Annotated in this window: 13 protein-coding genes; 6 read left to right on the forward strand and 7 right to left on the reverse strand. The window is 71.6% G+C overall.

The window, feature by feature from the left end; genetic code table 11:
• The first annotated feature begins 151 nt into the window (after positions 1-151).
• Positions 152-1012, forward strand: coding sequence for an SGNH/GDSL hydrolase family protein (locus tag JNB61_RS02975; protein WP_220338692.1), 861 nt, complete (start codon positions 152-154; stop codon positions 1010-1012).
• 1 nt (position 1013) lies between these two features.
• Complete coding sequence (locus JNB61_RS02980; RefSeq protein ID WP_220338693.1) at positions 1014-1703, forward strand: SDR family oxidoreductase; 690 nt, start codon at positions 1014-1016, stop codon at positions 1701-1703.
• Between the two features lie 24 nt (positions 1704-1727).
• Here JNB61_RS02980 and JNB61_RS02985 read toward each other — a convergent pair whose 3' ends face one another.
• Together JNB61_RS02985 and JNB61_RS02990 are read right to left on the reverse strand one after the other, a co-directional pair.
• The gene (locus JNB61_RS02985) at positions 1728-2531 is read right to left on the reverse strand and encodes a TrmH family RNA methyltransferase (RefSeq protein WP_220338836.1); all 804 of its coding nucleotides are present in this window, start codon (positions 2529-2531) and stop codon (positions 1728-1730) included.
• Between the two features lie 23 nt (positions 2532-2554).
• Positions 2555-3328, reverse strand: a complete 774-nt coding sequence (locus JNB61_RS02990) for a class I SAM-dependent methyltransferase (RefSeq protein ID WP_308291189.1) — start codon at positions 3326-3328, stop codon at positions 2555-2557.
• 102 nt (positions 3329-3430) lie between these two features.
• Here JNB61_RS02990 and JNB61_RS02995 point away from each other — a divergent pair, with 102 nt between their 5' ends.
• Both JNB61_RS02995 and JNB61_RS03000 read left to right on the forward strand, forming a co-directional pair.
• Positions 3431-4264, forward strand: coding sequence for a Sir2 family NAD-dependent protein deacetylase (locus tag JNB61_RS02995; RefSeq protein ID WP_220289437.1), 834 nt, complete (start codon positions 3431-3433; stop codon positions 4262-4264).
• A 39-nt stretch (positions 4265-4303) separates the two neighbouring features.
• Positions 4304-4909 (forward strand): histidine phosphatase family protein, encoded by a 606-nt coding sequence (locus JNB61_RS03000; protein ID WP_159844387.1) that lies wholly within the window; start codon positions 4304-4306, stop codon positions 4907-4909.
• Positions 4910-4939: 30 nt separating this feature from the next.
• Here JNB61_RS03000 and JNB61_RS03005 read toward each other — a convergent pair whose 3' ends face one another.
• From JNB61_RS03005 to JNB61_RS03025, 5 genes are read right to left on the reverse strand one after another with little or no spacing between them, the layout of a single operon-like run.
• A complete protein-coding gene (locus tag JNB61_RS03005) occupies positions 4940-5749 on the reverse strand; it encodes an HpcH/HpaI aldolase/citrate lyase family protein (RefSeq protein ID WP_220338695.1) in 810 nt (269 codons plus the stop codon).
• Positions 5746-6270 (reverse strand): MaoC family dehydratase, encoded by a 525-nt coding sequence (locus JNB61_RS03010; RefSeq protein ID WP_220338696.1) that lies wholly within the window; start codon positions 6268-6270, stop codon positions 5746-5748. The genes JNB61_RS03005 and JNB61_RS03010 overlap by 4 nt, the downstream gene beginning before the upstream one ends.
• Before the next feature lie 16 nt (positions 6271-6286).
• Positions 6287-7447 carry an acyl-CoA dehydrogenase family protein gene (locus tag JNB61_RS03015; protein WP_220338697.1) on the reverse strand — a complete coding sequence of 387 codons (1161 nt, stop codon included), beginning with the start codon at positions 7445-7447 and terminating at the stop codon, positions 6287-6289.
• A 16-nt stretch (positions 7448-7463) separates the two neighbouring features.
• Positions 7464-9485, reverse strand: a complete 2022-nt coding sequence (locus JNB61_RS03020; RefSeq protein ID WP_220338698.1) for an acetyl/propionyl/methylcrotonyl-CoA carboxylase subunit alpha — start codon at positions 9483-9485, stop codon at positions 7464-7466.
• Between the two features lie 5 nt (positions 9486-9490).
• On the reverse strand, positions 9491-11095 hold the full coding sequence (locus JNB61_RS03025; RefSeq protein WP_220338699.1) for a carboxyl transferase domain-containing protein: 1605 nt from the start codon (positions 11093-11095) through the stop codon (positions 9491-9493).
• Between the two features lie 135 nt (positions 11096-11230).
• On the opposite strand from JNB61_RS03025, the gene JNB61_RS03030 reads away from it, so the two are divergent.
• Entirely contained in the window at positions 11231-11827 is a 597-nt protein-coding gene (locus tag JNB61_RS03030; RefSeq protein WP_159844397.1) for an SACE_7040 family transcriptional regulator, read from the forward strand.
• A gap of 28 nt (positions 11828-11855) precedes the next feature.
• On the forward strand, positions 11856-13673 hold the full coding sequence (locus JNB61_RS03035) for an alkaline phosphatase family protein (protein ID WP_220338700.1): 1818 nt from the start codon (positions 11856-11858) through the stop codon (positions 13671-13673).
• Positions 13674-13711: the final 38 nt, after the last annotated feature.

A 13711-nucleotide genomic window follows, 5' to 3' on the forward strand; every position in this document is an offset into this window, starting at 1 on the left:
GATCACACCTCCCCCGTAGACAACGAGTCACCACGATAGACGACCCGCACGACATCGGGCGTCGGGAGTCGCCCGCTCGCGGCATCCGGTGCCATGTCGCCTCGCCGCGATACCCTGGCTCTCGGTCACGAGCCGAGAACGGATGACACGGATGTCCACGAGTGAAGATCCCCGCAGCCCCTACGTCGCGAATGCCGAGCCGCACCCGTGGCGCCGCTACGTCGCGATCGGCGACTCGTTCACGGAGGGCGTGGGCGACCCCGAGCCCTCGGCCCCGAACGGATTCCGTGGCTGGGCCGACCGCGTCGCGGAGGTGCTCTCGGAGCAGGTCGACGACTTCGCGTACGCGAACCTCGCGATCCGCGGCCGCCTCATCGGTCAGATCGTCGACGAGCAGGTCGCTCCGGCCATCGCCCTCAAGCCCGACCTGGTGACCTTCTCGGCGGGCGGCAACGACGTCATCCGCCCCAACGGCGACCCCGACCACGTCGCACAGCTCTTCGAGGACGCCGTCGTGCGCCTCTCGCGCGACGGCGCGACCGTCGTGGTCTTCACAGGGATCGACACGGCGTTCACCCCGGTGTTCCGCGGCATCCGGGGCAAGGTCGCGATCTACAACGAGAACATCCGCGCGATCGCCGACAAGTACGACTGCATCGTCGCCGACCAGTGGGCGCTCAAGGAGGTGCAGGACATGCGCTTCTTCGACGACGACCGCCTGCACTACAACGCGCTCGGCCATCACGAGGTCGCGCGCATGGTGCTGCGCGCGCTCAACGTCCCGAACGACCTCCAGCCGATGCAGCCCGACCCGCTGCCGATCCGCACATGGCGGGAAGCGCGCGCGGTCGATGTCATGTGGGCGCGCGAGTACCTCGTGCCGTGGGTGCTGCGGCGCCTGCGCCACCAGTCGTCCGGCGACAACGTGAAGGCGAAGCGGCCCGACCCGCTGCCGGTGATCACCCTCGCGCCGGGGCAGGATCCCGCGGCTGGCCGCGGCGAGCAGGCCTGACGTGGCGACGCACCTCGTCACCGGCGCCGGCTCGGGCATAGGCGCGGCTCTGACCGGAATGCTCGCCGCGCGCGGCGACGAGCTCTGGCTGCTCGTGCGGGATGCCGGCCGGGCCGCGCAGCTGCGCAAGCGCTTCCCCGGCGCGCAGACCCTCGTCGGCGACCTCGCCGACCCGGCGCGCCTGTCATGGGCGTTCAGCCACCAGAGCGTGCCGCCGCAGCTCGATTCGCTGATTCACGTGGCGGGCGTGGTGGAGCTCGGCACGATCGGCGAGACGCCGGTCGTCACCTGGCAGCACCAGCTCAACGTCAACGCCGTCGCCCCCGCCGAGCTCACCCGCCTGATGCTTCCCGCCCTGCGCATCGCGCGGGGACGCGTCGTCTTCGTCAACTCGGGAGCCGGTCTGCGCGTGAGCCCCGAGTGGGGATCGTACGGTGCGAGCAAGTTCGCGGTGCGCGCCGTCGCCGACGCCCTCCGCGAGGAAGAGCGGGCGAACGGCGTGCGAGTGACGACCGTGTACCCCGGCCGCACGGCGACTCCGATGCAGGAGAAGGTGCACCAGCAGGAGGGCGCCGACTACGACGCGTCGCGGTGGATCGAGCCGGCATCCGTCGCGACGGCGATCCTGGCGGCCCTCGACCTGCCCCGTGACGCGGACCTCACCGAACTCACCGTGCGCCCGGGCGCCTGACCCCGGCGCGAGCAGGCCATCGGGTCAGCGCGCCCGCAGCTCCCACAGCGCGACCGCGCTCGCCGCGGCGACGTTGAGCGAGTCGACACCGCCGGCCATGGGGATCGTCACGACCGTGTCGGCCGCCTCGAGAGCCCGGCGCGACAGCCCGTCGCCCTCGGCGCCGAGCATCAGTGCGACGCGCTCCGGCCGGCGCGCGCTGAAGGCGTCGAGCGAGACGGCGGCGTCTGACAGCGCGAGCGCGGCGAGCTCGAAGCCCGCGTCGTGGAGCACCTGGCGGGCCTCGCCCCATTCGGGCAGCCGCGTCCAGGGGACCTGGAACACGGTGCCCATGCTCACCCGGACGCTCCGCCGATACAGCGGGTCGGCGCACCGCGGGCTCACGAGCACCGCATCGGCACCGAGTCCCGCCGCGGCGCGGAAGATGGCACCGACGTTGGTGTGGTCGACGATGTCCTCGAGCACGACGACGAGCCGGGCGTCCGCGACGACCTCGCCGAGCGACGGGAGCTCGGGCCGGTGCATCGATGCCAGCGCACCGCGGTGCACGGCGTATCCGGTGAGGGACTCGGCGATCTCCGGGGTCACGACGTACGTCGGCACCGCAGCATCCGTCACCAGTTCCTCGATGTCGGAGAGCCACTTCTCCTGCACGAGGACCGATCGGGGACGATGGCCGGCGGTGAGGGCGCGCCCGATGACCTTCGCCGACTCGGCGATGTACAGGCCGCCCTCGGGCTCGATCACGCGCCGCAACGCGACATCGGTGAGGTCGCGGTAGTCTGCGAGGCGCTTGTCGGCAGGGTCGGTGATCCGGATCGCGTGCATCGCGTCCCATCGTGGCACGGCGTTCATGCCCGAGTGCCGACCGCCGTCCAGGATCGCGCCGCCACCGTGAACGCCCCGTCGCCGAGCTCGTCGCGCAGGGCGTCTTCGAGCCGCGCGACATGCTGCTCGTCGAGCGTCGCGATATACCGGCCGGCAGGCCCGACGCCCAGCAGGAACGGGTCCCACCAGTCCGCGAAGTCCCGGAACGACACCGCGCACTCGACCACCGTCTGCGCGACATCGGCGAGACCCGCGCGCCGGAAGATGTCGACGAGCTGCCCCGATGCGGCGCCGCTCAGCCCGGCCTCTCCGCGCACCTCGGCGTCGAGTCGGCGCGCCACGCGCCAGAACGTCGAGAGCGGTCCGCCGTCGCCCGCGTGATCCCACACGCAGGCCGAGACCCGGCCGCCCGGCACCGTCACCCGGCCCATCTGGGCCACTCCTTGAATCGGATCCGACATGAAGTGGACGACCAGCTGGGCGAGCGCGGCTCCGAACTCGCCGTCGGCGAACGGCAGATGCTCCGCTTCGGCGACCCGGACGTCCACGCCCGGGCAGAGCTCCCGGGCCGCCTCGACGAACGTCGGCTCCGGATCCGCGGCGCTGACCGCCGCGGACCCGCGACGCTTCACGAGCTCGAGGGTCAGCATCCCGGGTCCGCAGCCGACGTCCAGCACACGGGCGTCCGCCGCGACGCCGTCGAGCCCCACGGTCGCGAATCCGACCGCGAGCGGGGTCGAGAACCTGCCCATGAAACGTGCGTACTGCTCGGCGCTCACGCCCCCGAAGCTGCCCACGCGCTCATCCTGGCACGCCTCACCGCCGCGTAACATCCCCGAAAACCGCGGGGCCTACACTCGACGCGAAGGGGGTGTGCCGTGACGACGATCGCGAGCGGAATGGACGCCCGGACGACGGATGCTGTGGCGCAGGCCATCGCGACGCTCTCGGGCCGGCGGATCGCCGTGCTGACGGGCGCGGGCGTCTCGACCGACTCCGGCATCCCCGATTATCGTGGTGCGGGCGCACCCGTGCGGACCCCGATGACCGTCGAGCAGTTCCTCTCCAGCGACGCGTCCCGCCGCCGCTACTGGGTGGGAAGCCACCTCGGCTGGCGGGCCTTCGCGTCTGCCGAGCCGAACCCGGGGCACCGCGCCCTGGCCGACCTGGAGGCCCGCGGAATCGCGACCGGAGTCGTCACCCAGAACGTCGACGGCCTTCACGTGCGCGCCGGCAGCCGCCGAGTGGTAGAGCTGCACGGAACGATGCGCCGCATCTTCTGCACCCATTGCGGTCAGGTCTTCGACCGGCGCGACCTCGCCCGCCGCGTCGAGGATGACAACCCGTGGCTCCGCGTGCCGGAGAACGTCCCGCTCGGGCCCGACGGCGATGTGCTCCCCGAGAGCACCGAGGGGTTCCGCATCCCGGACTGCAGCGTGTGCGGCGGCATGCTGAAGCCCGATGTCGTGTTCTTCGGGGAGTTCATCCCCGCCGAGAAGTTCCGCGAGGCCGAGCAGCTCGTTCACACGAGCGAGGCGCTCGTCGTGGCCGGGTCGTCGCTGGTGGTGAACTCCGGGATCCGGCTGCTCGAGCGGGCGCGTCGCCGCCGCCTGCCCGTCGTGATCGTGAACCGCGGAGCGACGCGGGCCGACGCCCGCGCGACGGTCAAGATCGACGCGGGCACGAGCGAGGTGCTGCGGGCGCTCGCCGACGGTCTGCCGGCTCTCGTCTGAAGCGGCTGACATCCAGGCGGCGCGGATAGGGTCGAAAGCATGACCGCCCTCACCCTGATCCGCCACGGCGAGACCGACTGGAACCGCGACCGGCGCATCCAGGGCAGCGCCGACATCCCCCTGAACGACACCGGCCGCGCGCAGGCACGTGCCACCGCCGCGCTGCTGCGCGAGCGACTCGAGGGCGCCGTGCGCGCCACGATCGTCTCGAGCGACCTCGCCCGCGCCCGCGAGACGGCGGAGATCATCGCCGCCGAGCTCGGCGTCGCGGCCCCCCGTACCTACACCGGTCTGCGCGAGCGTTCATACGGCGAGGCCGAGGGGGTCGGCATCGAGGAGTTCCGCACCCGCTGGGGCGATTGGTACACCGCGGAGGTACCCGGCGCCGAGCCGTGGGCCGATCTGCGCACCCGCGCCATCGCGGCCCTGGGCGCTGTGGTGCGGGAGCACCGCCGTGCGACCGCGCCGGAGGCCGCCTCGCTCATCGTGGTGAGCCACGGCGCGCTGATCCGTGAAGTGATGCGACACGCGACCGCCGGCGAGCTGCCGCGGGAGGGTGAGCGTCTGGCCAACGGCGCCACGCACGACTTCGTCTTCGAGCGCGATCACCTGCGCCTCGTGACCTACGCGGGGCTCGTCGCCTAGGCTCGCGATCCCGTTCGCCAGGCCTCGCCCTCAGTCCTCGGCGCGTGCCAGCACGCCCCGCGCGTGGCGCAGCACCGGCTCGTCGACCATCCGCCCGTCGTACGAGAACACGCCGCGCTCGCCGTCCGCCGCCGCGAGGACGGCACGCGCCCACGCGACGGTCTTCTCGTCGGGACGGTAGGCGGCACGGATGACGGCCACCTGACTCGGGTGGATGCACGCGGTGGCGCGGAAGCCGGATGCCGCGGCATCCGCCGCCTCGATGGCCAGGCGCTTCGTGTCGTCGATGTCGAGGTGCACGGCGTCGATCGCCGCCTTGCCGCGGGCGCCGGCCGCGAGCAGCACGCGCGAGCGTGCGTAGCGCGCGATGTCGCGGTAGCGGCCGTTGGGCTTGCGGCTGGAGGTCCCGCCGATGCTCGCGACCAGATCCTCCGCGCCCCACATCAGTGCGACGACGTTGTCGAGGGCGGCGATGCGGTCCGCCTGCGCGACGCCCTTCGCCGTCTCGCAGAGGGCGACGACCTCGAACCGGGCGTCGATGCGCCCGATGCGCTTCGGCGACTCGGACTTCGCGACCATGATGCGCCGGTAGTCCGTCTGCGACAGCGTCGCGAGGTCGGCGATGAATGCGTCGGTCTGGGGCGGGTTCACCCGCACGATGACCCGGGCGGGGTCGAGCTCGGACTCGATGAGGTGCCCTCGCGCGGCGACCTTGTCGGCGGGCGCGACCGCATCCTCGAGGTCCAGGATCACCGCGTCGGCGCGGTCGAACGCCTTCGCGTGGCGTTCGGGCCGGTCCGCGGGGCAGAACAGCAGTGCGGGGCCCAGGTCGAAGCTCACGACGCCTCCTCAGGGGTGTGTGGTCCGCACCACATGAGTGCGGTTCGGGTGGCGAGGGCGACGACCTCGCCACGCTGGTTGCGACCGGTGTGCCGCAGGGTCACGATTCCCTGTCCGGGTCGCGAGGCCGAGAGCCGTTTGTCGAGCACCTCGGTCTCCGTGTAGAGCGTGTCACCGTGGAACAGTGGCGCCGGGAACGACACGTCGGTCAGGCCGAGCTGGGCGACCAGCGTCCCCTGCGTCATCTGCGACACGGACGCCCCGACCATCGTCGCCAGGGTCCACATCGAGTTCATGAGGCGCTGGCCGAACGGCTGCGACTCGGAGAACGCGGCATCCAGGTGCAGGGCCTGCGTGTTCATCGTGATCGACGAGAACAGCACGTTGTCGGCCTCGGTCGCCGTGCGGCCGGGTCGGTGGAGGTACCTCGCGCCGATGTCGAGCTCGTCGTAGTAGAGCCCACGCTGCACGATCTCGCGGCCCCGGCCGGCGGTGTCGTTGGCGGAGGCGTCGGGGGTCACATCTGTCACGCTACCCTCACGCCACGCCGAGCGCCCGCGCGATCACCAGCAGCTGCACCTCGTTCGTCCCCTCTCCGATCTCGAGGATCTTCGAGTCGCGGTAGTGCCGCGCGACGGGGTATTCGTTCATGAAACCGTTGCCGCCGAAGATCTGGGTCGCGTCGCGGGCGTTGTCCATGGCCGCATCGCTCGCGGTGAGCTTCGCCATCGCCGCCTGCGTCTTGAAGGGCTTTCCGGCATCTCGCAGGCGCGCCGCGTGGTGCCACGCGAGCCGCGCGACGTGCACGCGCTGCTGCATGCGGGCGAGGAGGAATTGGATCCCCTGCCGCGTGGAGAGCGCGTCGCCGAAGACGGTCCGCTTCTGGGCATAGTCGACAGCGGCATCGAGGCATCCCTCCGCGGCTCCCGTCGCGAGCGCGGCGATCGCGATGCGTCCTTCGTCGAGGATGTGGAGGAAGTTCGCGAACCCGCGACCCTCGGTGCCGAGCAGGTTCGCCGCGGGCACCCGCACGTCCTGGAACGTGAGCGGGTGCGTGTCGGACGCTCGCCAGCCGACCTTGTCGTAGCCCCGCTCGACGGTGAAGCCGGGCGTCCCGTGGGGCACGATGATCGTCGAGATCTCCTTGCGGCCGTCGGTCTCGCCCGTGACCGCGGTGACGGTGACGAATCGGGTGATGTCGGTGCCCGAGTTGGTGATGAACTGCTTCGAGCCGTTGATGACCCACTCGTCGCCGTCCCGGCGCGCGGTGGTGCGGGTGGCGCCGGCATCGGATCCCGCCTCCGGCTCGGTGAGCCCGAAGGCGGCGAGCGCGGTGCCGGCGAGGAGGTCGGGCAGGAGCTCCTGCTTCTGGTCGTCGGTCCCGAAACGGAACACCGGCATCGCGCCGAGGCTCACGCCTGCCTCGAGCGTGATCGCGAGGGACTGGTCGACGCGGCCGAGCGCCTCGATCGCGAGGCACAGGGCGAAATAGTCGCCGCCCTGCCCGCCGTACTCCTCGGGGAACGGCAGGCCGAACAGCCCCAGCTCCCCCATCTGCGCCACGACGTCCATCGGGAGGGTGTGCGTGCGGTCCGCCTCGTACGAGACGGGCGCGACGACCTCGTCGGCGAACTGCCGCACCAGGGCCGCCAGCTCGCGCTCTTCGTCGGTGAGGTCGTAGGTGTCGTAGCTGTCCATTGCTGCCCCTCGGGTGTCAGGCGGTCGGCGCGGGAGCCTCGTGGGCGTCCGCGGTGGAGTCGTGGGAGGAATCGGATGCGGCGGCCGGCGCATCGACCGGCGATACGTGCGCGAGCACCTGGTCGCGGCGCACCTGTTCGCCGGCGGCGACGTCGACGCGAACGACGCCGCCGTGCGGGGCGAGGACGGGGTGCTCCATCTTCATCGCCTCGATCGTGACGATGCGGTCGCCTGTCGCGACCGTGGCGCCGTCCGCCACGTGCACCGCGACGACGGCGCCCGGCATCGGGGCGCGCAGTGCGGGATCGGATGCCGCGGCCGAACGCTCGCGGGCCGCCAGGCGTCGCTGCATCGCAGCCCGGCGACCGAGGGGGCGAAGGCGATGCGTCGCCCCGTCGACGTGCACCCAGACCCATCCGTCGGCGTCGAGCGCGTCGATCGCGCCGTCGAGCGCATGGCCCGCGGGCGGGGCGGGCACCGGCAGCACGTCGCCGTCCGCAGTCTCGACCGCGACCGTGCGCGCGACCGGAGCCTCACCGGAGCGCCAGCCCGTGCCCGCGCGCCACAGCGGGCTCGCCCGCCGCTCGGCCGCGGGTGGCGTTGCCGCCATCAGATCGGCGGAGATGGCGGCGACATCCAGTGCGGCAGCGGAGGCCTCCCCACTCGTGTACGGCGGCATCCGGTCGATGAGCCCGGTGTCCATGTCTCCGGTCTGCACGCCGTCCTCGGCGACGAGCGCCCGCAGGAAGCCGATGTTGGTGTCGATCCCGAGCACCACCGTATCGGCGAGCGCCTCGTCGAGCCGGGCGAGCGCCTCCACGCGGTCGGAGCCGTGCGCGATGACCTTCGCGATCATCGGGTCGTAGTCCGCCGTCACAGCGCTCCCGGTCTCGACGGCGGAGTCCGTGCGGACCCCCGGGGCGCCCCGCCACACCAGCACTTCCCCGGTCGCGGGGAGGAAGCCCCGCTCGGGAGCCTCGGCATACACCCGCGCCTCGATCGCGTGGCCGACGAGACGCACGTCGTCCTGCGAGAACCGCAGCGGCTCCCCCGCGGCGATCCGCAGCTGCTGCTCGACGAGATCGAAGCCGGTCACGAGCTCGGTGACCGGGTGCTCGACCTGGAGGCGCGTGTTCATCTCGATGAAGAAGAACTCGTCGGGCCGTGAGGCGGCGACCAGGAACTCGACCGTGCCCGCTCCCCGATAGTCGACGGACGCCGCGGCCGCGCACGCCGCCGCGCCCAGGCGCTCGCGAGTGCGCGCGTCGATCGCGGGCGACGGCGCCTCCTCGATCACCTTCTGGTGGCGGCGCTGCAGCGTGCACTCGCGCTCGCCGAGATGGACGACCGTCCCGTGCGCGTCGGCGAGCACCTGCACCTCGATGTGGCGCGGGCGCTCGATGAGCCGTTCGAGCAGGAGCGTGTCGTCGCCGAACGCGGCCGAGGCGACGCGGCGGGCGGTCGCGAGGGCTTCCGGCAGCTCCGCGGCCGACCGAACCACCTGCATGCCCTTGCCGCCTCCGCCGGCCGACGGCTTCACCAGCAGGGGGAAGCCGGCGCGCTCGGCGGACGCCGAGATCTCAGCATCCGTCATCCCCGCCGCGCTGAAGCCGGGCACCGTCGGCACTCCGTGGGACGCGACGTGCTCTTTGGCGCGGATCTTGTCGCCCATGATCTCGAGCGCGCGTTCGCCGGGACCGATGAAGACGATGCCCGCCTCGGCGCACGCACGGGCGAAGGCGACGTTCTCGGACAGGAAGCCGTAGCCGGGGTGAACGGCCTGAGCGCCGCTCGTGACGGCCGCCGCGACGACCGCGCCGATGTCGAGGTAGGACTGCGCGGCCGCGCCGGGGCCGATGCGGACGGCCTCGTCGGCCTCGCGCACGTGCGGCGCGTCGGCGTCCGCGTCGCTGTAGACGGCGACCGATCGCATGCCGAGACGTCGGAGCGTGCGGATCACGCGGCGGGCGATCTCGCCGCGGTTGGCGACGAGGACGGTGTCGAACCCGTCGGCGGGTTCAGGCAGCGGGAAGAACATCGCGGTCACATTCTGAAGACGCCGAAGCGCGGTTCGGGCAGAGGGGTGCGCGAGACGACGTCGAGCGCGAGGCCGAGGAGGTGGCGCGTGTCGAGAGGGTCGACGACGCCGTCGTCCCACAGCCGCGCCGTCGCGTAGTACGGGTCGCCCTGCTCCTCGTACCGCGCGCGGATCGGCGCCTCGAAGGCCGCCTGCGCGTCGGCCGACCACTCGTCGCCGCGCACCTCGAGCTGGTCGCGCTTGACGGTCGAGAGCACCGAGGCGGCCTGGCTGCCGCCCATCACCGAAATCCGGCTCGCCGGCCACGTCCACAGGAACCGCGGGGAGTACGCGCGACCGCACATGGAGTAGTTGCCGGCGCCGAACGACCCCCCGATGATGATGGTGAGCTTGGGCACACGCGTGGTGGCGACGGCGGTGACCATCTTGGCGCCGTCCTTCGCGATGCCGCCCGCCTCGGCATCCCGGCCGACCATGAAACCCGAGATGTTCTGCAGGAACAGCAGCGGCACGCCGCGCTGGTCGCACAGCTCGATGAAGTGGGCGCCCTTCTGCGCCGACTCGCTGAACAGGACGCCGTTGTTCGCGATGATGCCGACCGGGTGGCCGTGGATGCGCGCGAACCCGGTGACCAGCGTGTCGCCGTACTCGCGCTTGAACTCGTGCAGCTCGCTGCCGTCGACGAGGCGTGCGATGACCTCGCGCACGTCGTAGGGCTGGTTCACGTCGACCGGTACGACACCGTACAGATCGCATGCCGCCACCGCCGGTTCGACGGTCGGTACGACGTCCCACGAGGGCTCGGCCGGCGCGGGCAGGGTCGCCACGATGTCGCGCACGATCTCCAGGGCGTGCTCGTCGTCCTCCGCGAGGTGGTCCACGACGCCGGAGCGGCGGGCGTGCAGCTCTCCCCCGCCGAGCTCCTCGGCTGTCACGACCTCGCCGATGGCCGCCTTCACGAGCGGCGGTCCGCCGAGGAAGATCGTGCCCTGGTCGCGCACGATCACGGTCTCGTCGCTCATCGCGGGCACGTAGGCGCCGCCCGCGGTGCACGAGCCGAGCACGGCCGCGATCTGCGGGATGCCGGCGGCGGACAGCCGGGCCTGGTTGAAGAAGATGCGGCCGAAGTGGTCACGGTCGGGGAAGACCTCGTCCTGCATCGGCAGGAACGCTCCCCCGGAATCGACGAGGTAGACGCACGGCAGTCGGTTCTCGAGCGCGATCTCCTGCGCCCGCAGGTGCTTCTTGACGGTCAGCGGATAGTACGTTCCGCCCTTCACCGTCGCGTCGTTGCACACCACCATCACGTGACGGCCGTGCACCAGCCCGATTCCGGCGATCACGCCCGCGGCGGGGGCGTCGCCGTCATAGAGGCCCTCGGCGGCGAGCGGCGCGATCTCGATGAACGGGCTCCCCTCGTCCAGCAGGCGAGTGACCCGATCCCGCGGGAGCAGCTTGCCGCGCGCGACGTGCCGCTCCCGGGCCGCAGCGGGTCCGCCGACGGATGCTGCGGCCAGCCGCTCGCGCAGCCTCTCGGCCAGTTCCCGCTGGGCGTCGCGCGTGCGCGCGAAGGTCTCGTCGTGCACTGCGGCCGTGCTCAGCACGCTCATCCGGATCTCCCGCGCATCTTCCTCGACGTCACGATCGGATCACGTCCGTTGTCGGGACGCGATCGGATTGGTTAGTGTTCACTAACTGAGCTTCAGGTTAGCGAGCCTTAACTGGATTTACAAGCGGAGCAGAAGATGACGAACGGTGTCACCGACCGCGATCGTGCCAAGGCCGACCGCCACGCGGCGATCCTGCACGAGGCCGCCGTGCTCTTCGCAGAACGCGGGTTCAGCGGCGTCAGCCTCGAAGACATCGGCGGCGCGGTCGGGGTCAGCGGTCCCGCGCTGTACCGCCACTTCGCCAACAAGCAGGCGCTGCTCGGCGCCATCCTCGTCGAGGTGAGCGAGCGGCTCCTCGCGGGAGGGCGCAGCGTGCTGTCGTCCCACCATGATGCCGACGAGCAGCTGGACGCGATCATCGCCTTCCACGTGGAGTTCGCGCTGCGCGACGCCGATGTGATCCGCGTCCAGGATCGCGACCTCGCGAGCCTCAGCGATGACGACCGCCACACGGTGCGGCGCCTGCAGCGGGAGTACGTCGAGGTATGGATCGGCATCCTCTCCGCCGTACACCCCGAGCGCGACGAGGACGACCTCCGAGTGCGCGCGCACGCGTGCTTCGGCCTCATCAACTCCACGCCTCACACCGTGCGGGCCTCGCGGTCGCGGCCCGGCGAGCGCGATGTGCGCGGCATCCTGCGCACGATGGCCCGTGCCTGCCTCACCGCCTGACAGGGCGAGGGCCTAGTCTGGACGGACCATGACGGGGCATGGCCCGCACGACGACGCCGGGGCGGGGCGCGTCGACGGCACCGAGACGTCCGGCGACTCCCGCGCGCCTCGATCGGGCGAAGCGAACTCGCGGCGCGACTTCCTGAAGCTCGGCGGCGTCGCCGCCGCCGGCCTGATCGTGGGTGGCGCGGCGGGCGCCGCGGCCGGCGCGTCCATCGGCCACACGATCGGATACCGCGAGGGGTCGGTCGACCTCGCCGCCCTGCCGCCGCGCTCGGAGCCCGGATTCGACCACATCGTCGTCCTCATGGGCGAGAACCGATCCTTCGACAACCTCCTGGGCTGGCTGTACACGCCCGACGACCTGCCGGACGGCACCACCTTCGATGGACTCGCCTTCGGCGACTACGCCAACACCGCCCCCTCCGGCGAGCGCGTCGCGGTGCATGCGTACTCGGGGCCCACCGACGACGTGATGGCGCGGCCCGACCCGGATCCCGGCGAAGAGTTCCCGCACGTCAACACGCAGCTGTTCGGCGTCGTCGACCCGAAGGACAACGCCGCGAGCCAGGTGGGCGACATGGTCGCACCGTTCAACGCCCCGCCGTCCGGCTCCCCACCGACGATGGAGGGCTTTCTCCACGACTACTGGAACAACCTGACGCGGCTCCGCCACGGCAAGGAGCCCACGATCGAGGAGGCGTCGCACATCATGGGCGGCTTCTCCCCCGAGCAGCTCCCCGTGCTGTCGACCCTCGCGAGGGGATTCGCGGTCTTCGACGCGTGGTTCGCGGCGGTGCCGTCGCAGACCTACTGCAACCGGTCGTTCTTCCACGCCTCGACATCCCACGGCTTCGTCACCAACAAGCACGGCGGCGGCTACGACAAGTGGCTCGACGCGGCTCCCACGCCCACGATCTTCAACCGGCTCGAGGACGCCGGCATCCCGTGGAAGGTGTACTTCGACGAGATGCAGCTGGTGTCGCTCACGGGGATCCTGCACGCGCCGGTGCTGGAGCAGTACTGGCGGACGGGGCGCTTCGGGCACATGACCGAGTTCTTCGAGGAGGCGAAGGCGGGCACGCTCCCGGCCTACGCGTTCATCGAGCCGCGGCTCGTCTACAACCACAACGACTTCCACCCGCCGTTCGGCGCATTGCGCGAGAGCGAGGTCGACGGCGCCGTCGTGGTGGATTCCGCCGTGTCGGACGTGCGGGCCGGTGAGAAGCTCGTCGCCGACGTCTACGACGCGATCAAGGCGAGCGCGACGCCGGACGGATCCAACGCGATGAACACGCTGCTGCTCATCACGTTCGACGAGCACGGCGGGACGTACGACCACGTTCCCCCGCCGGCCGCGACCCCGCCCGTCGCCGACGATGAGCCGGGCGAGATGGGATTCGCGTTCGACCGGCTCGGTGTCCGCGTCCCGGCGATCGCGGTGTCGGCCTACACGCGTGCCGGCACCATCGTGCACGACGAGATGCATCACGCTGCGGTCGCCGCGACGCTCGCGCGGCTGCACGGGCTGAGCCCGCTGACGCGGAGGGACGCCGAGGCGCGCGACCTCTTCTCGATCGTGAACCTCGACACGCCGCGCGATGCGGCGACGTGGCCGGTGGTGCACCCGATGTACGTGCCTCCCAACCCCGCCGAGGACGAGCTGACCGACCTCAAGGACGGTCCCCACAGGAACAAGCCCCTCAGCCCGCCCGGACGCGGCCTGCTGGGGCTGCTTCTGGCGCGATACGCGGCGGCCGGCGCCCAGGAGCCGGAGACCTACGCCGAGGCGTACGAAGTGCTGCAGAAGCACGGCCTCGGCCTGTTCTACCCGAAGAAGGATTGATCGGCCGGCCCCGGAGTGCCGGCCGATCAGCGGCCTTC

Origin of the sequence: Microbacterium ureisolvens, from assembly GCF_019511645.1 — a bacterium.
GTDB classification, from domain to species: Bacteria; Actinomycetota; Actinomycetes; order Actinomycetales; family Microbacteriaceae; genus Microbacterium; species Microbacterium ureisolvens_A.

Coding starts and splice junctions, on each gene's coding strand:
- JNB61_RS03030 (WP_159844397.1), top strand. CDS start 11,231: ATGACGAACGGTGTCACCGACCGCGATCGTGCCAAGGCCGACCGCCAC.
- JNB61_RS03025 (WP_220338699.1), bottom strand. CDS start 11,095: ATGAGCGTGCTGAGCACGGCCGCAGTGCACGACGAGACCTTCGCGCGC.
- JNB61_RS02975 (WP_220338692.1), top strand. CDS start 152: ATGTCCACGAGTGAAGATCCCCGCAGCCCCTACGTCGCGAATGCCGAG.
- JNB61_RS02985 (WP_220338836.1), bottom strand. CDS start 2,531: ATGCACGCGATCCGGATCACCGACCCTGCCGACAAGCGCCTCGCAGAC.
- JNB61_RS02995 (WP_220289437.1), top strand. CDS start 3,431: ATGGACGCCCGGACGACGGATGCTGTGGCGCAGGCCATCGCGACGCTC.
- JNB61_RS03020 (WP_220338698.1), bottom strand. CDS start 9,485: ATGTTCTTCCCGCTGCCTGAACCCGCCGACGGGTTCGACACCGTCCTC.
- JNB61_RS03000 (WP_159844387.1), top strand. CDS start 4,304: ATGACCGCCCTCACCCTGATCCGCCACGGCGAGACCGACTGGAACCGC.
- JNB61_RS03035 (WP_220338700.1), top strand. CDS start 11,856: ATGACGGGGCATGGCCCGCACGACGACGCCGGGGCGGGGCGCGTCGAC.
- JNB61_RS03015 (WP_220338697.1), bottom strand. CDS start 7,447: ATGGACAGCTACGACACCTACGACCTCACCGACGAAGAGCGCGAGCTG.